The following is a 20,982-nucleotide window of genomic DNA, read 5'->3' on the forward strand; positions in this document are numbered from 1 at the left end:
GCCACCGGGACCGCCGGGCCGGCCCGTGCCCACCTGGGCCGCCCCGGGCCAACCCGGGCCAACCCGGGCCAACCGGGGCCGGCCCCGGCGGACCCCGGCGGACCCGGGCCAACCGGGGCTGCTCCGGGCCGACCCGGCCGACCCGGGCCAACCGGGGCGGACCCGGGCCGCCCCGGGCCGACCTGCGCGGACCGCGTGGTCCTCCTGGCCGACGGCCCGATCGTCGGCTCCCTCCGCCGGCCGACGGGCCGCCCGTGTCCGGCCGCCCTCTCCCTCTCTCCCTCTCTCCTCTCCTCTTTGTCTCCCGGACCGACCACTTCCCTCCAGGACTGATCGCCCATGTTCCGTACCGCCCTGCGCACCGTGCTCGCGCACAAGGCCAGGCTGCTGATGACCGTTCTCGCCGTGACGCTCGGCGTGGCCTTCGTCGCCGGCACCCTGGTCTTCACCTCGACCGTCTCCGCCGCGTACCGGAACAGCTCGGACAAGGGGTTCGACCGCGTGGACGTCGCCGTCCGGTCGGACGGTGCCGGCGCCTGGCCCGGTACGGCCCCCACGCTCACCCCGGACCTCGTCGGCCGGCTGGCGAAGGTGCCCGGAGTGCGGTCGGTGACCGGTGTGGTCTCCGGTTTCACCGCCGTGGCCGGCCGCAACGGCGAGCTGGTGGGGGAGGGATGGTCCACTCAGGGTGCCAATTACGCCGCGATCAGCGGTGCCCCGGACCCTCGTTACCCGCTCGCCGAGGGCCGCGCGCCGAAGGGGCGGGACGAGGTGGCCCTGGACGTGCGGACCGCCGAGCGGGCGGGGTACCAAGTCGGTAACACGGTCCGCCTGTCGGCCGACGGGCCGGTCCGCACGCCGCGGCTGGTCGGGATCTTCACCACCGACAGCGGTGAGGTCGCCGCGGGCGGCACGCTCGCCCTGTTCGACACGCCCACCGCCCAGCAACTCTTCACCAGGCCGGAGGAGTTCAGCGAGATCCACGTCGAGGCCGCGCCGGGCACCTCCCAGGCGGAGCTCGCGGCCGCCGTCGACCAGCTGCTCCCCGAGGGCCTGTCGTCGACCACCGGCCAGGAGCTCGCCGCCTCGCAGGCCCTCAGCGCCGAGACCAGCGTGGCCGGCCTGCGGACCACCCTGCTGGCCTTCGCCGGTATCGCGCTGTTCGTCGGGATCTTCCTCATCGCCAACACGTTCACCATGCTCGTCGCCCAGCGCACCAGGGAGCTGGCCCTGCTGCGCGCGGTGGGCGCCACCCGTCGCCAGGTGACCCGTTCCGTCCTCGTCGAGGCGTTCCTCGTCGGTCTGGTGTCCTCGGTGACGGGGCTGGCCGCCGGCGTCGGCATCGCCGCCGCGCTGCGCCCGCTGACCTCGTCCTTCGGCAAGGGGGGACACGCGCTGCCCGACGGCCCGCTGACCGTCACCCCGGCCGCGGTCATCACCTCGCTCGCCCTCGGTGCCGGCGTCACGATGCTGGCCGCGTGGCTGCCGGGCCGGCGCGCCGCGAAGATCCCGCCGGTGGCCGCGATGGGCAGCGTGCACGCGGTGGCCACCTCCCGCTCCCTGGCCGTACGCAACGCGCTCGGGGCCCTGATCACCACGGTCGGCGCCGTCACGGTGCTGGGCGCCACCGGCATGGACCGGGACGACGGCCAGATGGTCATGGTGCTGGGCGGCGCGGTCCTGATGACCGGGGTGCTCATCCTCACCCCCCTGCTCTCCCGCCCGTTCATCGCCGCCGCCGCGCCGGTCCTGCGCGCCTTCGGTGTCTGCGGCAAGCTCGCCGGCGAGAACGCCCTGCGCAATCCGCGCCGTACCGCGGCCACGGCCTCGGCCCTCACCATCGGCCTCACCCTGATCACCGCGCTGACGGTGGTCGCGGTCAGCAGCGAGCGGAGCATCGACCAGCGGGCCACCGCCACCCTCTCCGCGGACTACGTCGTACGGATGGCCACCTACGATCCGCTCTCCGGGACGGTGGAGCAGCGCCTCCGCGAGGTCGACGGGGTCAGCGCCGTGAGCCCCCTGCGCGAGGCGTCGGTCCGCGTCGCCGACGACGAGACGTACGTGACGGGCATCGACGCCGCCACCGTACGGAGCATGGTCCGGCCCGACTTCACCGACGGCTCGCTCGCCGGTTTCGGCGGCCGCGACATCATCGTCTCCACGGGCACCGCGGAGTGGCGCGGATGGCGCACCGGCACCACCGTGCCGGTCACCTACCCGGACGGAAAGCGCGACCGGTTGACCGTCTCCGGCGTCTTCGAGGCGGACGATCTGCTGAGCGGCATCGTCATCGACACCCGCGCCCTCGACCCGCACCTGGAGACCCCCCGGGCGAGCCAGGTCCTGGTGAAAACCGAGGACGGCCCCAGCGACGCCGTCGGGCGGGGCATCGCCGCGGCGCTCGGCGACAGCCCGGCCGTACTCGTCCAGAGCAAGCAGGACCTCTCCGACTCCATCGCCCGAGGTACGACCATGATGCTCAACATCCTCTACGGGCTGCTCGCCATGGCCGTGGTCGTGGCCGTCCTCGGCGTCATCAACACCCTGGCCATGTCCGTGGTCGAACGAGCCCCGGAGATCGGCATGTTGCGCGCCGTCGGGCTGGACCGGCGGGGCGCTAGGCTGATGGTGCGCCTGGAGTCACTGACCATCTCCCTCTTCGGCGGTGTCCTCGGCATCGGTCTGGGCACCTTCTTCGGCTGGGCCGGATGCCGGCTGCTCGCCTCCGACACACCGGGCCTCGAACTCGTCCTGCCCTGGGGGCGCCTGGCCGTCTTCCTGGCGCTGGCGGGCCTGGTGGGCGTGCTCGCCGCCCTCTGGCCCGCCCGCCGCGCCGCGCGCCTCGACCTGCTCGGCGCCATCAGGGCGGAGTAGGGCCGTGGTCCGGTGCGGCCCCCGGCCATACTTGGCGCATGTGGAAGTGGTGGCTGACCGCCGTGGGCCTGAACCTGGTCCTGGGAGTTCCCGCTGTCGTCGCGACGTGGCTGCTCTGGTACTTCCTCGCGAACGGGCCGCTTTTGGAGTACGGCGGGGAGATGCGGAACCCGACGGAGAACGACGGCACGGGAGTCCTGCTGGTGCTCCTCGCGCCAGTGGTCGGGTTCGCTCTGCTCTGGTGGATCGCCAACCGCCCCGTACGGCGCAGGATCCCCGTAGGTCGGCCGCTGTACTGGCCGGTCAGCCTCCTGGTGACGCTGGTGCCGACGCTCGGGCTCGTGATCTCCTCGGGCTCGTGACGGGCCCCGCAGGTTCTCGTGAGGCCCCGGGGTCCCCGCGGGTCCCCGTGGGTCCCCGTGGGTCCCCGGAGGTCTCACACCATGACGACGGTGACGTGCTCCAACTCCCGGAACGGACGGAGCTGTTCGTCCGTCGCGCCGGTGTCCGTCACCAGGGTCCACGCGCGGTCCAGGGGCGCCCACGCCGTGAAGGGGCGCTGGCCGAACTTGCTGCTGTCCGCCAGGACGTAGAGCTCCGCGCCGCGCGCCGCCATCAGCTCCTTCAGGGACGTCTGCTGAAGGCTCGCCTCGCAGATGCCGAGCTTGGCGTCGAGGCCGTCCGCGCCGAGGAAGACCTTGTCGGCCGTGAGCCGGGACAGGGCCAGTTCGGCGAGGGGGCCGACGAAGCCGTGGCTGACATGGCGGAGTGTGCCGGCGAGGGTGATGACCTCGACGCCGTCCGCCTCGGCCAGCTCGACCAGGGTGGTCAACCCGTTGGTGATAACGGTGAGTTCGCTCTGTCCGCGCAGGTGGTGGGCGAGCCGTCCGGTCGTCGTGCCCGCGTCGAGGATGACCGTATCGCCGTGCGCGATCCGCGCAGCCGCCCAGCGCGCGATCCGGTCCTTCTCCGCCACCGCGAGCCCCGAGCGCTGATTGAGCGAGGGTTCGGGTGTGTGGCCCGGGGTGATGGCTCCGCCGTAGGTACGGGCCAGTTTGCCCTGCTCCGTGAGGTGGGCCAGGTCGCGGCGGATCGTGGAGGGCGTGACGGCGAGGGTGCGCGCCAGCTCCTCGACCGCCGCCGTGCCGTCGGCGGCGACCATCCGCAGGATCAGCTCACGGCGGTCGGCCGCCCGCAGCCGATCGGGACCGGCGGGGGCCCCGGGATCACGGCCGGAACCCGAGCCGGAACCCGAGCCGGAACCCGAGCCCGAGTCGGGCGCCGAGCCGGGCGCGGGGCCTGAGCCGGGCACCGCGTCGGCGGCAGGGTCGGGGGCGGCGGCGTCGTGCGGGCCCTGGGGGGCGTTCTGCGGATCCATCGTCGTCATCCTCTGGTCACCCGGGTCACCGGACAGATTACGGGCCGACGCCGGCCCGTTGTCCCCGTTGCACAGAAGACACCGTACAGACTCTTGCGCGTATCACGCAGTCATGCCAGCGTTCTGCACGCAACACGCAATCGCAGTAGGTGAGATACGGGCCGGACACGCCCAACGGCGGGCGCTGAGGCGGGAGAAGCATGGCGACACAGAGCACGCCGGAGACACCAGGGCCAGCGGGGCCAGCGGGGACAGTCGCGGCGCAACCGGTGCCCACGCCGAAGGCCGGGACCGGGGCCGCGCCCGAGGATCCGTACGCGCTCCACCCCTCCGACGCACTGGACCCGCCCACCGGATTCCGCGGCACCGTACGGCGGTTGGGCCCCGGCATGGTCCTCTCCGCGGCCGTGGTCGGCTCCGGCGAGCTGATCACCACCACCGCGCTCGGCGCGAAGGCCGGCTTCGTCCTGCTGTGGCTGGTCGTCATCAGCGCCCTGGTCAAGGTCTGGGTGCAGATCGAGCTGGCCCGCTGGACCATCCTCACCGGCCGTACCGCGCTCTCCGGTTACGCGCAGGTCGGCCCCCGCTTCGGCGGACGCGGCCGGTCCGGCGCCGGGGTCGGCTGGATCAACGTGCTGTGGATCCTGATGGACTTCGCCAAGATGCTCCAGCGCGGCGGCCTGATCGGCGGCACGGCCGCGGCGTGCAGCATCCTCCTGCCCATCGGCGGCCCGGCCCTCGGCACCACCTCGCTGACCGTCTGGACCGTGATCGTCGTCGCGGTCGTGATCGCCATGATGTACTCGGGCCGCTACAGCGCCGTCGAGAAGAGCGCCTTCGTCGCGGTCGTCATCTTCACCCTCATCACCGTCGGCCTCGCGCTCGGCCTGCCCTGGACCGACTTCTCGTACGGCGGCGCGGAACTGGCCTCCGGCCTGACCTTCGCCATCCCGGCCGGCACGGTCGGCTTCGCCATCGCCATGTTCGGCATCACCGGCGTCGGCGCCGACGAGATGACCACGTACACCTACTGGTGTCTGGAGAAGGGCTACGCGCGCTGGACCGGCCCGGACGACGGCACCGAGGAGCGCGCCCGCCGCGCCGAGGGCTGGATCAGGGTGATGCGGATCGACGCGCTCGTCTCCTGGGCCGTGTGCACCCTGTGCACCCTCGCGTTCTACGTCATCGGCGCGGCCGTGCTGCACCCGCAGGGCCTGGTCCCGCAGGGCAACGAGATGATCACCACTCTCTCCCGCATCTACACCGACACCCTCGGCCCCTGGGCCCACTACTTCTTCCTCGCGGGCGCCATCGCCGTCCTCGGCTCGACCCTCGTCGGGTCGACCGCGAGTGTCCCCAGGCTGTGGACGAACACCCTGGGCCTGCTGGGCCTGCTGGACTGGACCGACGTACGCGCCCGGACGCGCATGATCCGCATCCTCACGGTGGCGCTGCCGCCGCTGTGGGCCTCCTTCTACCTGTTCATCCAGTCACCGGTGCTGATGGTCCAGATCGGCGGTGTCGCGGGCGGCATCTTCCTGCTCGCGGTGGTCATCGCGGTGTGGAACCTGCGGGCGGCGGACGTGGACGCGCGCTTCAAACGGAGCAAGGGCCTCAACACCGCGCTGGTGGCGAGCAGTACGGCGATCGGCGCCCTCGGCGTGTACTCGGTGCTGGAGGTCTTCGGCCTGGGCCTGGGCTGAGGACGACCGCGCCGAGAGCAACCGGAGCGAGTTCGGAGTGACGACGGAATGAGTACGGGACGGAATGAGTACGCGATGAGTACGGCAGAGACCCCCACGGATCCGGCGCCTGCGAACGCCCCCGCGCGCACCCCGGGGCACGGCCCGGGGCATGGCCCGTCGGGGCATGGCTCCCTGGGCGACATCCTCGTGACAACGCCCAGTTTCGGCCAGACTTCGCGCGCCCCCTGGGAGGTCTTCGAGACCGCCGGCGCCCCCGCCCGCCGCAGCGCCTTCGCCCATCCCCTCGGGGAGGCACAACTCATCGACGAGATACGGGACATGGCGGCCCTGGTGGTCGGCCTCGACCCGGTGACGGCGGGCGTCCTGGACGCCGCGCCCCGGCTCAGGGTCGTCGCCAAACACGGCGTCGGCACCGACAACATCGACCTCGACGCCGCACGGGAGCGGGGCGTACGGGTGGTCAACGCGCCCGGCACCAACACCGGCGCCGTGGCCGATCTCACCTTCGCCCTGCTGCTCGCCGCCGCGCGGAAGATCGTCCCGGCCCACGCGACGGTCACCGGGGGCCGCTGGGACCGGTTCTTCGGCCCGGAGCTGGGCGGCCGTACGCTCGGGGTCATCGGGTTCGGGCGGATCGGGCAGGCCGTCGCACGCCGCGCCAAGGGCTTCGACATGGGCGTCGTCGCGTACGACCCGCATCTGCCCGCCGAGGTGTTCGCGACGGCGGGGGTCCGATCCGTACCGTTCGGCGAACTCCTCGCCGCGAGCGATGTCGTCACCCTGCACATGCCGCTGACGTCGGAGCAGCCGCTGCTCGGGCGCCGGGAGTTGACGGCGCTGCGCCCCGGCGCACTGGTGCTCAACACGGCGCGCGGGGGCCTGGTGGACGAGGAGGCCCTCGCCGATCTGCTGCACAGCGGGCACCTCGGTGGCGCCGGAATCGACGTGTTCAGCAGCGAACCGCCCGTCGGCAACCGGCTCCTGGACGCGCCCGGTGTCGTACTGACCCCGCACTGCGCGGCATTCAGCGACCAGGCCAACCAGGCGATGGGCACCACCGTCGCGGCCGACGTGGTCCGCGTCCTGCGCGGCGAGGAACCGGTGAACGCGGTGGTCTGACCCACCTCCGACCCATCGGGGCCTCGAACCGCCCGAGAACCTGACCGGCATTCAAGAGACGCATCTGACCTGCAAAAACAGACACTCTTTGGCAGGTCGGCTGTCGAACGCGCTGACAAGGTGTCATAATGGCTCGCGTAGCCCTTCGTGCATCCCCCGTCGCGAAGGGCTACACCTCTGCCCAAAGCTCTACGGCCCCGGTACGCCCCAGGCGACCGGGGCCTTTTCGTGCGCGCGCTGCCATGAGCAGGGGACTCCCCTCGTGGTCCCCTGCCCATGTTTTCTTGAGTTAACAGCCCCCGTGATTGTTTGCGCAACCCTGTACTGCGAGCTGGACCAGCACGCTCCGCTTCTCACCGCCGCCGGTGCCCCGCCGGCTCAGGGTCCGTTACAGTCGGGCCCGTTGACCAAAGCCGTACGTGGACGTGGGGGGCTGAATGGACAGCGGCGACGAGCAGGCCCCGGAGCAGCACCCCGCCGACCGGCGGTCCACCGGCGAAGAGACCCCTGAACTGCGCACGCTGCAGCAGAAGGTCGAGTACATGGTGGAGAAGACCTTCCCGGACCAGCGGATCTCCGGCCGGGTCTTCGCGGATCTGGTCAAGGAACGCGGCGGCTCCCTCTCGCACAGCTACTTCTCCAACATCCTTGCCGGGAAGGTCACCCACCCCTCCGAGGACATCCTGCGGGCGCTCGGGCTCGGCTTCGGCGTCGACTGGCGCTTCTTCAAGGAGGAGTCCGAGGTCGTGGACGAGGTCGTGGCCGGCCTCCAGTTCCTCGTGAAGCGCCGTACGGGCGAGATCAGCGGGCTGGCCGCGCGGGGTCTGGACGACGGCGGACTCCCGCCCGAACTGCTGAAGTTCGCGCTCTCGCTCCTGGAGGACACGAAGGCGGCCCAGCGGGACCAGCGGCGGCCGGCCCCGGGGCCCGAGACGGGCTCCGGGCCGGGCGCCTGACCCAGGGTCCGGGAGGCCGTGGTGGTCGTCCGGGGTCGTCCGGGGCGCTGTCGAGATCAGCCGGATCCCGCTGCGCAGAGCGAGCATGCACATGTCCTTTGGCTAGAATCGCCGACCGCATGCCACCCGCACGCGCGACGACGATCAAGGGCCCGCCATGTCCATGCGCTCCAGCCGATCCATGCGCGCGCTGCGGCGGGAGTGCGAGTCCGGACTCGCCGATCTGCCCCTGCCCACCCCGTTCTCCGTCGAGGGCCTGGTGGCCAACATGGCGGCGGCACGCGGCCGTACGATCGTGCTGCACGAACTCCCCGACGCCCTGGCCCGCCTCGACGCCGCGTGCGGCCTGCGCATCTCGGCCGGTGACACCAGCCTCGTCCTGTACCGGCGGCGCCCGACCGCGTACCAGACCCAGCACGTGATCCTGCACGAGCTGTGCCACGAGTGGTTCGACCACGGTACGGGGCTCGACGAGGAGCAGTTGCGCCGCTTCCTCCCCGTCTTCGACACCTCGCTGATCAGCCGCGTCCTCGCGACCGACGAACCGCCGACGATCCAGGCACGCGCGCAGTACGACGCCCACGACGAGCGGGTGGCGGAGTTCGGCGCGTCACTCATCCCCCGGATGGCCAGGGACCTCACGAGCGACGACGTGGTGGGCCGGCTGGCCAACTCCCTCTCCCGGCCGGTGGCGTACCGCCGCAAGGGCGGCGGCCCGGGCCCGGGCCCCGAGAGCCCCGGCCCGCCCCCCACGTAACCCGCGCCCCGTACGTACCCCCACGCTCCCTCCCCTCCCGTACCGCTCCTTGAAGCCTTGAAGGAAGGACGCCCGTGACCGCGCTCGACCTCGCCGGATATCTCATCGCCGGCCTCATGACGGCCGTGGCCCTGTGGCGCATGCCCGCCGCGCTCCGGGGCGACGAGGAGGACAAGCGCCGGCGCGCGCTGTGGGGGTGTTACGCGGGGTTCGCGATCGCCCTGTGGACGAAGACCGAAATCGTACGGATCAGCCTCAACAACAGCCCCGTCACCGATCTCGCCGTACTGATCAAGCACTACACGGCGACCATCGCGATTCTGGCCATTCTCAGCTACATCGTCGCGATCTACGGGCGCTACCCGGACGACGGGGACGTCCCCCGGCACGTACGGTTCGCGCGGACGGTCCAGCACGTGGCGGCGAAGGCGTCCGTGGCCACGCTGATCCTGCTCACGGTCCTCTTCTTCACCGTCGTCGACCGCTCCGTACCGTCGGACCGCTTCGTCTCCGACCACGCCGGCCAGTGGGGCGCGACGCTCTACATGAGCGTGTTCTACCTCTACTTGGGCGCCGCCTCGGCCGTCTGCGCCTACCAGTGGGCGCTGGCCACCGGCGCCGCCACGCTGCGCCATCTGCGGGTGGGGCTCGGCATGATGACGTTCGCCATGTTCATCGGCGTCGGCTACACCGTCAGCCGGACCCTGTTCATGTGGGTCAGCGTCGTCGACACCCCCAGCCCCTCCTTCGCGCTCACCTTCGACGAGGTCACCGAGGCCGCGCAGATCGTGCTCTTCGCCTTCTTCGCGCTGGGCGCGTCCGTCCCCGCCTTCAGCAAGGGGTGGCGGCGGGCCAGACTGTGGCGGGCCCAGGCCGCGCTGCACCCGCTCTGGTACGAGCTGATGACGGCCTTCCCCGACCAGCCGTTCGAGCCGCCCGCGTCGCTGCCCCGCGAGCTGACCCGCTTCGACACCCCGGCGGACCTGCGCGTGGACCGGTGGGCGGCGGACATCGCGGACGCGATGGAGAAGCTGCGGCACTACGTACCGGACAGCCTGCTCCCCGCCGCCAAGAGCGCGGCGGCGGCCGAGACCGGCGACCCGGAACAGGCCGGCCCGCTGGCCGACGCGTACTGGATCAAGGCGGCTCTGACCGCCAGGACCGACGGCGCGCCCGCCGGCCCGGCGGCGGCCGTGGAGCCGCAGCACGCCGCCGACCAGGACGACGAGGTCGCCTGGCTGACGCGGGTGGCCGCCGCGTACCGGACCATCACCGACGAGCGGACGCGGCGGGTGCTGGCGTCCATGGAGCAGCCGGCATGACCACCGACACCACCGACACCCCTTCCACTCCTTCCACCCCGTCCACCACCGACGCGGAGGCTCCCCAGCCGTACGTGACCCCCGACCGGCCGTGGGCGCTCGCGGTCACGAACATCCTCCAGCCCCGCAACATCATCCTGGCCGCGATGCCCGGCATCGGCCTCGCGACGGCGGGCGACTGGACCGGGATCCCCTGGGGGCTGCTGGCGGCGCTGTGCGCGGGGCTCATACCCGCCGGCTACATCGAATGGCGCCGCAAGCGCGGCGCGTGGGGCGACCGCCACGTGGTCGACCGTACGCAGCGCGCGCCGATCTTCCTCGTCATCCTGGGCTCGATCGGCACCGGGGCGCTCACGATGGTGCTGGGCAACGCTCCGACGGGCATCCTTGCGACGATGCTCGCCCTCTGGATCATGACCGTGGGGCTCCTGACCATCAACACGGTGTGGAAGATCTCGGTGGACGCGGCGGTGGCCTCCGGCCTGGTGGCCCTGCTCGCGGCGGCGCACTCCCCGTGGTGGCTGACGGCGTACACGCTGGTGGCGGCGGTCTGCTGGTCCCGCGTGGCCCTCACGTACCACACGGTCGCGCAGACACTCGCGGGCACGGCGCTGGGCGCCTCGACGGCGGCGGCGTTCCTCTTCGTCTGACGGGCCGGCCGGGGCGGCCGGCGTCCCGGCTGCCCCGTGACCGAGGTGGAGCAGGCTCCACCCTCATTCGGCAGTGCGCGGGAGTGACCCGCCTACCCGGCTTTTGGTGTGCTGATCACACCGAAAACCGCCCCCACGCCGAGGAGCATCGTGGCCGTTCACGAGCACCCACCCGTCACCACCGCCCACCCGACCACCACCCGGCATACCGGGATCCGGGGCGCGATCAACCGCCGCCCCATGCTCTGGTTCTTCGCCGGCGCGATGGTGCTGAGCTGGATCGCGTGGCTGCCGTACATCCTCTCGGCGACGGGACTCGGCGTCCTGGACTTCCGCTTCCCGGCGCTCCTCGGCACCACCCAGTTCCTGGGCGTCCTGCCCGGCGCCTACCTGGGCCCCATCCTGTCGGCGTTCCTCGTCACCGCGGCCACGGAGGGCCGGGAAGGGCTCAGGCGGTGGGTCGGCCGGCTGACGAAATGGCGGGTGAGCTGGCGCTGGTACGTCGGGATCATCGTGGGCGTGCCCGCGGCCCTCATCCTCGCCACGCTCCCCCTGTCCGGCGGCGACATCCGGTTCCCCTCGGCGGCGGTGCTGGTCGCGTACCTCCCCATGCTGGTCATCCAAATCCTCACGACGGGCCTCTCGGAGGAGCCCGGCTGGCGGGACTTCGCCCTCCCGCGCCTCCAGGACCGCTTCGGACCGCTGGTGGGCACGCTGATCCTGGGCCCGCTCTGGGGCGTGTGGCACCTGCCGCTGTTCTTCAGCGAGTGGGGCGGCTACCCGCACATCAGCGTGCTCGCCATCGCCGAGTTCGTGCTGGCCGCGACGACCATCAGCGTGGTGATCACCTGGGTGTTCAACCGGACGGGCGAGAGCATGCCCATGGCACTCCTGCTCCACGTGGGCATCAACAACTTCGCCTCGGTGGCAGCGTCCGACATGTTCCCGACGATCAACTTCGAGCACAGCGACGCCAGCCGGATCTCGCTGATCGCCTCAGGCGTGGTGGCCGTCATCCTCCTCATCGCCACCCGGGGCCGCCTGGGCTACCGCTCCCCGGACCTGGCCTCGGATCAGCCGTCGCCGAGGGTGCCCGCCTGAACGGCGGCGACGAACGAGGCGAAGACGCCGGCCGGAAAGACGAGCGGGGTCCTCTCAGGACCCCGCTGTCCGGTTTCGTTCACGCGGCGTTGTCATGCGGCGTGAGGTTGATCGTCAGATCGGCGTCGAGGGCACGAGCCAGGCGCCGCAGAAGGGGGATGGTGGGGACGGTGCCACCGCCTTCGATGCGGGAGATCTGCGGTTGCTTCATGCCGCAGCGTTCGGCGAGCTCGGTCTGGGACAGAACGAGAGCGGCACGCCGGTCGTAGACCATCTGGCCGAGTTCATGGGCCAGTTCGGCCTCTTCGTAGAGACGGTCGTACTCGGGATTCTCCTCAGTCGCATCGCCCAGGAGCTTGCGTTGGCGGCGGGTCTTCCACTCGGCATGGTTCATCGCAGTTCCTCCTTGATGTCGCGGCTGTACACAACATGTTCGGAAGCGGGCTCGTGGCGGGCCTCACAAGCCGCGAGGGCGGCATGAGCACGATCCACCTCCGCCCTCTCGCGCATCCGGCCGTTCACCCCAATGCATCCACACCCGGGATTCGGCGAGCGGCGGCGTCCGCGCAGCCAGCAAGAACGCGAATGCTGCCGCCCGGAACCGCAGGGCATCCAGCCGATCAGCCGCCCCCGAACCCGCCCGCCTGAACGTGCGCCACGAACGCGGCGAAGACGCCGACCGGGAAGACGAGCGAAATCCCTTCGGGGGCCTTGCTGTCGCGTACGGGGATGATGCCGGTCATGCCGTGGGCGACCTCGACGCACTGCCCGCCGTTGGCATCGCTGTAAGAGGACTTGACCCAGTGGGCGGTAACGAGCTTCGAGCCGGCGCTCATGCGCGGTACTCCTTCGACAAGGTCCTGATCAGGGTCAGTGATCGATCCGGCGACAACGCGTGCGCTCTGAGCAGATCATAGTCATCGAGCGCTGTGGTGACCGTCCTGGCGGAGTCGTGCATCCTGCCCCCTACCCGGGTCTCCGTGTACAACACGGTCGGAGCGTCCGCGAATTGAAGCAAGGTGTAGGGCTTGCTGCTCGCAGCAGGAGCGCCTGCGGAGAACGGCATGATCTGGAGCTTGATGTGCGGCGACGCGGCGACAGAGGCCAGATATGCGAGCTGCCCGGCCATGACAGCGGCGTCGCCAACAATCGTCCTCAGACATGCCTCGTTGAGGATGGCCCACAGAAGGGGCGGGTCCTCCCGCTCGAACACCTCTCGCCGTCGCAGTCGCGCGGCCACCTTGCCCTCGATGACCTCCGCATCTCCGTGCGAGAAGTACGCGTCAAAGACGGCCCGCGCGTACTCCTCGGTCTGGAGGATGCCCATCACAAGGTTGGACGAGTAGTCGAGTATCCGCGTTGTCTTCCGCTCAAGATCGAGATACGGGGCGAACCAGCTCGGGTGGTCCCCCTCATCGATCCGGCGCAGCAGCCCGGCGAAGAGCCCGTTCGTACCGAACACCAGATCACAGCCCTTGGCGAACTTCTCGCTGGCCATCCACTGCCCGCTCTCCACGCGGCTGACGTACGCCTCGGAGTAACCTGCAGCCTTGCCCAACTGCTTCTGCGTCAGTTTTCGTCCCAGCCGGACCGTTCTGACGTCAAGTCCGAAGCGCTGGAGTGGATTCAATTGCTCGGCCGGGGTCGTCTCGTCCACAGCGGTGACCTCTCGCTCAGCTGATCACACGCGGCATTCCAGCAGGCAGTCACCTTGCACGATGCCGCTCAAGTAGGGGAATTCTATTGGAATCCCCGCCGCTACGTGACCGAATGACTACACCCAGTACACAGCCGGGTGAGTCACCAGCCGGACAAGGAGCGGCCATGACGGTTCAACGAACGTCGCGCGCCCACAGCGACACGGACCACCTCCACGCACCGACCGGGAGGAGGCTCGGCAATGGCACGGAGTGAGGCGCGGCGACGCCTGTCGCTGCTCATCGAGACGTACGGCACGGACGGAGTCCTGGTCGTGAAGAAGACCGCCCCCGGCGCACCGCTCACGTGGCCGCCCTGCGAGTGCGGCAACACGATCTGCCCCGACTACCGCAGCCCGGACGGACCTGAACAGCCGGGCGCCGATGTCGACTTCGAGCCGGACCCGCGATGAGGACCGTACGGGCGGTGAGGGCGTGGCTGGTGGCCAGGTGGCAGCCCGGTGCGATGCGGTGGGCCCGCAGGTGCCGGTTCGGGAGACCAGCGCGGCTCATCGGCCCCCGCCGCACCCGCCCGTCGCACGAGGCGCGCGCGTTGTACGAGGACTACGAGGACCCGCTCCACGGCCCGTCCGAGCTGGAACTGCTCCGGCGCCGCATCGCCCTGCGCCGCCACCGCGAGGCCATGCGCGCGGAACTCGACACCGTACGGGCCGAGTTACTCCGCGCAGAACTCCGGGCGCTGGACGATCCGGCGCTCTTCCGGCAGATCTTCGGCACCCCGCCGAACCGCGCCCCGGACCAGTGACCGCCGGGAACCGGTACCGGAGGTCCTGGCACGTGGGACTACCGGTACAGCAAGCCGGCCACCCCGTCACCCCCGTCGTAGCTGTACCCGCGCCGGACGAGCGGGGCCGGGTGGGCGCCGGCCTCGTCCGTCGTCGCCGTGGGCCGTCGGGCCGCGTTGCTGTCGACGTCATCGGCGGTACCCGCTCACCGGCCCCGATGAGTACGGCTACTCACGCGGTCGCGGGGATTCCGGGTGACCATCGGAGCAGCAGACGCCCGGCCTGACCCGCCCCGATCCGGAGGACCGTACGTGCTCAGCAGCATCGCCCACCGTCTCGTGCCCGCCTTCGGCTCCCTCACCGTCACCACCGACGCCGAGGACGGCGGCGGCCCCGCGCCCGGGAGCATCGTCGCGGCGAATCACACCAGCCTCTTCGATCCCGCACTGGTGCTGGCCGCCCTGCGGCAGTTGGGAGTTGAGCCCGTGGTGATGGCCACCGCCGGGTTGTGGCGGATACCGGGGCTGGGGGCGGCGCTCGTGCGGGAGGGGCATGTGCCGGTGTACCGGCGCAGTCCGCGCGCCGGTGAGGCGCTGGACGGTGCGCGGGAGGCGCTGCGGGGTGGGCGGTGTGTGCTGATCTACGGGGAGGGCGGGCTGCCGGAGCGGGGTGATTCCGGGGAGGCGGCGCCCGAGCGGTTCCGGCTCGGGATCGCGCGGCTCGCGCGCGAGAGCGGGGCGGCGGTCGTGCCGCTGGGGCAGGCCGGGGCGCGCCGGGTCACTTCGGGTGGCGCGGGCAAGCAGGTCGCCGGGCTGCTGACCGCGCCCGTACGGCGCCCCGCGCTCCATGTGCACGTCGGGCGCCCGGTGACGCTGGCCGGGGACACGGTCACCGCCGCCGAGCAGGCCCGCCGGGCGGTGACCGACGCGTGGCGCACGGCGGTGGAGCGGCTGGGCGGGACCGTACATCCTTCTGCGTAGCGGCATGTCGTCTGCGGTCACGGCGCGGATCCCTCGCCCGGGTGCGCCTCCACAGGACCGGGCGCTGGGCTCTCAGGTACGCGTCGAGCGGGTGATGGTGGTAAGGGCGTGGCGGAGGGTGGTGTCGCTCGGCGGGCGGTCGCGCCAGCGGGCGCCGATGTGGCCGTCGGGTCGGACGAGCAGTGCTCCGTGCGGGCGGAGGCCGCAGAAGTCGACGTGCTCGTGCGGAAGGGCCTCGATGCGCAGCGGCCAGGGTGTGGCGGCGGTGGCCTGTCGCCCCCAGTCGGCGGGGTCCGGGGTCAGGAGGGTGAACCATTCGCCGAGGGTGTCGAGCGTGGAGCTGTCGGGTGTGAGCCAGAGGTGTGGCATGCGATGGCCCGGCTCTGTGGTGGGGAGGTAGTCCGTGCCGCTGTAGGGAGGCTGGGGTTGGGGCTCGATCGGGGTGCCGTTGTCGGTGAGGACGGCGTCGGAGTGGTAGGCGACGCCGAGCACGAGACCGAGTTGGGCGAAGTACTCTTCCGACCAGGGCAGTTCGACCCGGTCCGGCGCTTCTTCACCGGTGTGGAGCTGCTCGCGGCGCCGGCTCTGCACCTGGAGCAGAAGCTGGGTGTTGGCCACTGCTTGGCGGAGAGTCCGGTGGGCGACCGGTTGCCGTTCCGTCTCGTAGGTCTCCAGCAGGCCCGGTCCCGCCCACCCCTGGAGAACGCCCGCCAGCTTCCAGCACAGGTTGTGCACATCGGCGACGCCGGCGTTCATGCCCAGGCCGCCGATGATGGGAATGGCGTGCGCGGCGTCGCCGGCCAGCAGGGTCCGGCCCTGGCGGAAGCGTTCGGCGACGAACGCGTCCATCACCCAGTGCTGCACGCGCAGCACCTCGACCCGTACCTCGGCGCCGGCGCCGAGGGCGCGCGAGACGAGGGCGGGCCAGTCGGCGCGCGCCGGGTCTTCGGGGGTGGGGGCGAACCAGGCCCAGCCTCCTTCCGGGTAGAGGGGGAGGAATGAGCCGTGCGCGGTGAAGTAGACCCCGGCGGGTTGGCGGGCGCACCAGCGGTGGAGATCGGCGTCGAACACGACGGTGGTGACATCCCCCAGTGCTCCAGGGCCTGCGGTGCCGATTCCCAGCAGTTGCCGGACGGTGGAGCTGGCGCCGTCGGCGGCCAGCACGTACCGGGCCCGGACCCGGGTCTCGTCACCGTGGTGACGGTCGACGAGCAGGGCCACGACGCCGTCGGTTTCCTCGGCCAGGCCGATCAGTTCGACCCCGAACCGCACCGGTGCGTGCGCGGCGGCGAGCAGGATGGGTTCCAGCCGATCCTGCGAGGTGAGCGCACCGGTCACGGGGCTCTCGGGCACCGGCGCGTGGACCCCGGCCATCGCCGCCGTGGCGAAGTCACGGTCGTACAGGGTGTCGCGGAAGCGGACGCGGCCGTACTCCGGTGCGAACGCGGCGGCGGTGATCCTGGCGGCCGGCCCGAGCCGGCGGAAGATCTCCATCGAGCGCACGTTGACCAGCCGGGACCGTGGAAAGGGCGACAACTCGCGGTGCTTCTCGACCAGCAGCACCCGCACACCCCAGCGCTCCAGAAGCGCTCGGGCGGTGAGCCCGACCGGGCCGCCGCCTACGATCAGTACCTCCGTCTCCGTGTTGTCCACGGGCATGCCGAAGTCCTCCTGATCACTTCGGGTCCGACATCACGCCTTATCGAATGAATATTCGGTGATCTCGACGGCGACTTGTACCGCTATGGCCAATCATCCGCACCCGGCGGACGACCGCAACGTCCGCGCGCCGGAAGTGGATGCCCGCCTGGATGCCCGCCGTCAGTTCACCTCCGGCCCGAACCGGCGCTTGTACGCCGACGGAGTGATGCCGGTCTCGCGGCGCATCAGCGTACGCAGATTGGCGGCGGTGCCAAGCCCGCTGCGCCGCGCGACCACCTCGAAACGGGACTCACCTCGCTCGATCAACCGGCACGCCAGGGCAAGTCGTTCCCCTGTGAGCCACGTCAACGGCGTCGTGCCCAGTTGCGCCTGGAAGCGGCGATGCAGCGTCGCCGGACTGACCGCCGCGCGCGCCGCGAGGTCGGACACGGCGAGCGGTGCGTCCAACCGTTCCTGGGCCCAGGCCAGGACAGGCGCCAGGGACTCGTCCGGCAGGTCGGGCATGGGGCGCTCCACGAACTGCCGCTGCCCGCCGTCCCGGTGCGCCGCGAAGACCAGTCGCCGGCTCACCGAGTTGGCGACCTCCGCGCCGTGGTCGCGGCGGACCACATGCAACCCGAGATCGAGTGCGGCCGCGCTCCCCGCGGCGGTGAGGATGTCACCGTCATCCACGAACAGCACGTCCGATTCGAGCCGGACGGAGGGGAAGCGGGTCCGGAAGGAATCCGCCCACTGCCAGTGCGCGGTGGCCCGGCGCCCGTCGAGGACACCGGCCTCGGCCAGGGTGAAGGCGCCGCTGCAGAAGCCGACCAGGCGCGCACCGCGTGCGTGCGCCCGTCGGACGGCATCGAGCACGGCGGGACGGCGGGGCACCTCGATGTCCGGGCGGTTGGGGACGATCAAGGTATCCGCCGCGTCGGCCGCTTCCAGACCGGCGACTCCTGTGAGCGTGAAGAACCCGTCTCGCATCAGGGTGCGGGGCTCGGGAGAGCAGAGCCTGAAGTCGTAGAGCTCACGGCCGATCTCCGGTCTGCGCAGACCGAAGACCTCGGTCGCGCAGCCGAGCTCGAAAGGGTTCGAGTTCTCGTCCACGATCACGACGACCCGGTGTACACCCGCCGCGTGAACCGCATGCGAGGATTCTTTCGCCATATGCAATTCCTAGCACTCACGGCGGCCGTGCGAAGCGGCTCAGGGTGAGCCCATGAGTAGCGAACCCATCTCCCTCAGCAAGGCTCTGGCCTCCTTCGACGCCCTGTGGAGCCCCCGCATCGTCACGCGCGTCAACGACTACGACGTCCGTATCGCGAAGGTCGAGGGCGAACATATCTGGCACGTCCACGACGACACCAACGAGTTCTTCCTGGTACTCGACGGCGAGCTGCACATCTCCTTGCGCGAGCCCGGCGGGGAGCGCACGGTCCTGCTCCCGCAGGGGGCGGTCTTCACCGTCCCCCGGGGCACGGAGCACAAGCCGTACGCTCCGTCCGGCGCCGCAATCCTCATGTTCGAGCCCGCCGGGACACCGACCGTGGGCGATCGCCACGACGAGATCCCGGACCATGTGGACTCGACGACCGGGCACGCACTCGGCACCTGATCCGACAGGTTTCGGGTGCGCGCCACTTCCCTTGGCGTCAGCCGGCAGTCGTCGCCACCGGATGCCGTCACCGAGGGAGATCGGCAGCCCGGCCGGAACCGGTGGACGGTGACAGTCAGGCGGAGCCCCGGCTGCCCCGGCTGGGCGGAGCCACATCGGCGCACGCCCCGTTCATTCTCTTCGCCCCGCCGGCGCCCGCCATCGCCCTGAACGCCTCCCCCGCCGCGCATGAAGCGGGGCGGCGCCCGCCTCACCGGCACACCCCGAGTACGCATCCGCACCCGCCACTCCGCAGCACTTCGCCCCGCCGAGCGTGAGCTCGACGGGGCGAAGTGGTCAAACGGGGCGCAGTGGTGACGGCGCCGAATACACCGGCAGCGTCCTGGGTTTCCGGTACAGAGGGCCCTTTCGGTACGCCGCCGGCTCAGCCCTCGTTCGCCGTCGAGCGGCCGAAGAACTCGATCTCCGCGATCGAGACCTGCTTCTTGGGGCCCGCGCCGTACGCCGAGCGGATGATGAAGCGGACGCTGGACACCTCGCCCACGCGGAACTTGCGGCGCTGGGGGCCGCTGCCCTGGTCCAGGGTGATCTGGCGGGTGGTCTTCTTGCCGTCGGAGGTGGTGATCACCGCGTCCATCCGGTGCGGCATCGCCGCTTCCGTCAGGTCGCTGGCCCGGACGGAGATGCCCGGGGTGATGATCACGTCGAGAATGCGGATCGGCTGCTGGAATTCGGCCTGGATCCACTCGCCCTCGGCGGACTGCGAAACGCCGGGGCCCCACCAGGAGTTGCTGATCTTGTCGAAGGCCAGCTTCGGCTCGTGGTCCTTGAAGGAGCGGGACGCCGTCATCTTGTCGGGGTTGACCTGGGCGCGCTTGGCGAAGTGGTCGCGTGCGGCGTTCCAGGCGTTGTCCACGTTGAACGCGGCGAACACCACGAGCACCAGCGCGAGGGCCAGGGCTATCCAGCTGAAGATACCGCTGATACCGCGCCGCAGCCGCGGACGGTCGCCCGCCCACGGGGCCGGGCGTTCGCCGGCACCCCACCACATGCGGCGCCACCAGGGGCGAGGGGCGTCCGGGACGTTGGTGTTGTCCGTGAGGGCCATGGCGCAGCGGCGGCAGAAGTGCCGGTCGGGGCGGTTGCCGGTGGAGCACCAGGGGCACGGGGGGCCGGTCTCGTCGGCCGGTTCCGCGCCAGGGGACTGGACGCGGGGGCGGGCGGCGGCGGGGCGGCCCGGGAGGACCGGGGCCACGTCCGGGGTGGTCGCGGGGCGCCCCTCCGGGTCGGCCACCGGGACGAGCAGGGCTCGCGCCCGTTCCGCCTCCTCGGCGGCGGAGGGGGCAGGGGTGGAGGTCGAGGGCGATGCCACGTGGGTGGGCGGCGCGGACGCGTAGGGGTTCGCCGGTGCGGCGTCCCCGGCGGCGGCCTGTGCCCGGCGGTTGCGGAGCGTGGGTGTCGTGTCCTCGTCCTCCGGCGTCACCGGGTCCGCGTGGTGCGGCGGTGCGGGGGTGCCCGCCGCCGCGGCCGCCCCACCGGTGCCGGCCACCGGGCCCGTGCCGCCGGTCGGGCCGGTGCCGCCGGAGTCCGCCGTGCCGGCCGGCGCCGAAGCCGCCGAAGCAGCCGGAGCAGGCGAAGCCGCCGGGGACGACGAAGCCGAAGACGTCGAAGACGCCGGCTCCGGGGACCAGTTCAGGACCGCCCCGCAGCCGTCGCAGAAGGACTGGCCCGGGTCCGGCCGCGTACCGCACTCCGCGCAGTTGCCCGCCCGGCGACCGGCCTGCCCGGAGGTGTCCGACGCCTGCGATGGCGAGGGCGAGGATGGCGAGGAAGAAGTCTGGCTGGTCACCTGTCGGATGTCCTTTCGGCGGCGGTCACCTGGACCGTGTAAGGCATATGGGCGGGGCGGGCTGCCGCGACCAGGCGCTCCAGCCGGTGCGCGTCGGCCGGGGAGGGGTTCTTGAGCCGTACGGTGACGTGCAGTGCGGGTCGGCGCTCGCCCGGCACCGGGCCCAGGGGGCGGGCGTCCCAGGTGGCCGCGCCGCTCTCGGTGATCTCCGGCTCCACGCCGAAGACCAGCCGGACCGCCTCCGCCAGACCGAGCCGCGTGCCGCGGATGCGGTGCAGGCGCACGGCGGCGGCGACCGCGGCGCGCAGGGCCGCGATCGTCTCCGGGGCGGGGGCCGTCTCGCTGGAGGTGAGCGCGGTGTCGTAACTCTCGGTCTCCGCGCCCACCCAGCTCCCCACCCAGCGGGTGAAGTCCGCCGGGGCGAGCGACGGGGTGAAGTAGGTGTCCAGGCAGTCCAGGACGTTGTGGAACGGCGCGAGCACCTCGTCCAGGCCCGCCACGAAACGCTGGGCGAGGTCGTCGTCCGCGAAGACCGCGGGGAGCATCATCCCCAGCGGGAACGAGGAGGCCAGCCCGTCCACC

General features: G+C 71.5%; 21 protein-coding genes. 13 read left to right on the plus strand and 8 right to left on the minus strand.

The window, feature by feature from the left end; translation table 11 throughout:
• Positions 1-339 precede the first annotated feature (339 nt).
• On the plus strand, positions 340-2,877 hold the full coding sequence (locus ACFXKG_RS24135) for an ABC transporter permease (RefSeq protein WP_384842705.1): 2,538 nt from the start codon (positions 340-342) through the stop codon (positions 2,875-2,877).
• A 38-nt stretch (positions 2,878-2,915) separates the two neighbouring features.
• A complete protein-coding gene (locus tag ACFXKG_RS24140) occupies positions 2,916-3,239 on the plus strand; it encodes a hypothetical protein (protein WP_384842708.1) in 324 nt (107 codons plus the stop codon).
• A gap of 74 nt (positions 3,240-3,313) precedes the next feature.
• Here ACFXKG_RS24140 and ACFXKG_RS24145 read toward each other — a convergent pair whose 3' ends face one another.
• On the minus strand, positions 3,314-4,255 hold the full coding sequence (locus tag ACFXKG_RS24145; RefSeq protein ID WP_384842711.1) for a DeoR/GlpR family DNA-binding transcription regulator: 942 nt from the start codon (positions 4,253-4,255) through the stop codon (positions 3,314-3,316).
• Between the two features lie 269 nt (positions 4,256-4,524).
• Here ACFXKG_RS24145 and ACFXKG_RS24150 point away from each other — a divergent pair, with 269 nt between their 5' ends.
• The 7 genes from ACFXKG_RS24150 to ACFXKG_RS24180 all read left to right on the plus strand — a co-directional run bounded on the left by ACFXKG_RS24150 (position 4,525) and on the right by ACFXKG_RS24180 (position 11,866).
• A complete protein-coding gene (locus tag ACFXKG_RS24150; RefSeq protein ID WP_384842715.1) occupies positions 4,525-5,958 on the plus strand; it encodes an Nramp family divalent metal transporter in 1,434 nt (477 codons plus the stop codon).
• Between the two features lie 75 nt (positions 5,959-6,033).
• Complete coding sequence (locus tag ACFXKG_RS24155; RefSeq protein ID WP_384842718.1) at positions 6,034-7,080, plus strand: phosphoglycerate dehydrogenase; 1,047 nt, start codon at positions 6,034-6,036, stop codon at positions 7,078-7,080.
• A 437-nt stretch (positions 7,081-7,517) separates the two neighbouring features.
• Entirely contained in the window at positions 7,518-8,036 is a 519-nt protein-coding gene (locus ACFXKG_RS24160; RefSeq protein WP_384842724.1) for a hypothetical protein, read from the plus strand.
• Between the two features lie 163 nt (positions 8,037-8,199).
• The gene (locus ACFXKG_RS24165; RefSeq protein ID WP_384842727.1) at positions 8,200-8,793 is read left to right on the plus strand and encodes a toxin; all 594 of its coding nucleotides are present in this window, start codon (positions 8,200-8,202) and stop codon (positions 8,791-8,793) included.
• Positions 8,794-8,867: 74 nt separating this feature from the next.
• Entirely contained in the window at positions 8,868-10,115 is a 1,248-nt protein-coding gene (locus tag ACFXKG_RS24170) for an MAB_1171c family putative transporter (RefSeq protein WP_384842730.1), read from the plus strand.
• Positions 10,112-10,765 (plus strand): hypothetical protein, encoded by a 654-nt coding sequence (locus tag ACFXKG_RS24175; RefSeq protein ID WP_384842733.1) that lies wholly within the window; start codon positions 10,112-10,114, stop codon positions 10,763-10,765. Before ACFXKG_RS24170 ends, ACFXKG_RS24175 begins: the two co-directional genes overlap by 4 nt.
• Positions 10,766-10,915: 150 nt before the next feature.
• Entirely contained in the window at positions 10,916-11,866 is a 951-nt protein-coding gene (locus ACFXKG_RS24180; protein WP_384842735.1) for a CPBP family intramembrane glutamic endopeptidase, read from the plus strand.
• 79 nt (positions 11,867-11,945) lie between these two features.
• Here ACFXKG_RS24180 and ACFXKG_RS24185 read toward each other — a convergent pair whose 3' ends face one another.
• From ACFXKG_RS24185 to ACFXKG_RS24195, 3 genes are all read right to left on the minus strand, one after another.
• Positions 11,946-12,260, minus strand: coding sequence for a helix-turn-helix domain-containing protein (locus ACFXKG_RS24185; protein ID WP_384842738.1), 315 nt, complete (start codon positions 12,258-12,260; stop codon positions 11,946-11,948).
• Between the two features lie 226 nt (positions 12,261-12,486).
• On the minus strand, positions 12,487-12,702 hold the full coding sequence (locus tag ACFXKG_RS24190) for a DUF397 domain-containing protein (protein ID WP_384842741.1): 216 nt from the start codon (positions 12,700-12,702) through the stop codon (positions 12,487-12,489).
• Positions 12,699-13,523, minus strand: a complete 825-nt coding sequence (locus tag ACFXKG_RS24195) for a Scr1 family TA system antitoxin-like transcriptional regulator (protein ID WP_384842744.1) — start codon at positions 13,521-13,523, stop codon at positions 12,699-12,701. The genes ACFXKG_RS24190 and ACFXKG_RS24195 overlap by 4 nt, the downstream gene beginning before the upstream one ends.
• Positions 13,524-13,766: 243 nt before the next feature.
• Between ACFXKG_RS24195 and ACFXKG_RS24200 the strand changes: the two genes are divergently transcribed.
• The 3 genes from ACFXKG_RS24200 (at position 13,767) to ACFXKG_RS24210 (ending at position 15,289) form a co-directional block, all read left to right on the plus strand.
• A complete protein-coding gene (locus ACFXKG_RS24200) occupies positions 13,767-13,976 on the plus strand; it encodes a hypothetical protein (RefSeq protein WP_384842747.1) in 210 nt (69 codons plus the stop codon).
• Between the two features lie 14 nt (positions 13,977-13,990).
• Positions 13,991-14,329, plus strand: a complete 339-nt coding sequence (locus ACFXKG_RS24205; RefSeq protein WP_384842750.1) for a hypothetical protein — start codon at positions 13,991-13,993, stop codon at positions 14,327-14,329.
• 291 nt (positions 14,330-14,620) lie between these two features.
• Positions 14,621-15,289, plus strand: coding sequence for a lysophospholipid acyltransferase family protein (locus ACFXKG_RS24210; RefSeq protein WP_384842753.1), 669 nt, complete (start codon positions 14,621-14,623; stop codon positions 15,287-15,289).
• Positions 15,290-15,361: 72 nt separating this feature from the next.
• Here ACFXKG_RS24210 and ACFXKG_RS24215 read toward each other — a convergent pair whose 3' ends face one another.
• Positions 15,362-16,948 carry an FAD-dependent monooxygenase gene (locus ACFXKG_RS24215; RefSeq protein ID WP_384842756.1) on the minus strand — a complete coding sequence of 529 codons (1,587 nt, stop codon included), beginning with the start codon at positions 16,946-16,948 and terminating at the stop codon, positions 15,362-15,364.
• Positions 16,949-17,110: 162 nt separating this feature from the next.
• On the minus strand, positions 17,111-18,103 hold the full coding sequence (locus ACFXKG_RS24220; protein ID WP_384842759.1) for a GlxA family transcriptional regulator: 993 nt from the start codon (positions 18,101-18,103) through the stop codon (positions 17,111-17,113).
• Between the two features lie 52 nt (positions 18,104-18,155).
• Here ACFXKG_RS24220 and ACFXKG_RS24225 point away from each other — a divergent pair, with 52 nt between their 5' ends.
• Positions 18,156-18,551, plus strand: coding sequence for a cupin domain-containing protein (locus ACFXKG_RS24225; RefSeq protein WP_384842762.1), 396 nt, complete (start codon positions 18,156-18,158; stop codon positions 18,549-18,551).
• Between the two features lie 424 nt (positions 18,552-18,975).
• Here ACFXKG_RS24225 and ACFXKG_RS24230 read toward each other — a convergent pair whose 3' ends face one another.
• Together ACFXKG_RS24230 and ACFXKG_RS24235 are read right to left on the minus strand one after the other, a co-directional pair.
• Positions 18,976-20,100 carry an NADase-type glycan-binding domain-containing protein gene (locus tag ACFXKG_RS24230; protein WP_384842765.1) on the minus strand — a complete coding sequence of 375 codons (1,125 nt, stop codon included), beginning with the start codon at positions 20,098-20,100 and terminating at the stop codon, positions 18,976-18,978.
• 296 nt (positions 20,101-20,396) lie between these two features.
• A complete protein-coding gene (locus ACFXKG_RS24235) occupies positions 20,397-20,948 on the minus strand; it encodes a phage tail protein (protein WP_384842805.1) in 552 nt (183 codons plus the stop codon).
• Between the last annotated feature and the right edge of the window lie 34 nt (positions 20,949-20,982).

The sequence above is a fragment of the Streptomyces sp. NPDC059255 genome (assembly GCF_042752355.1).
Taxonomy (GTDB): Bacteria; Actinomycetota; Actinomycetes; order Streptomycetales; family Streptomycetaceae; genus Streptomyces.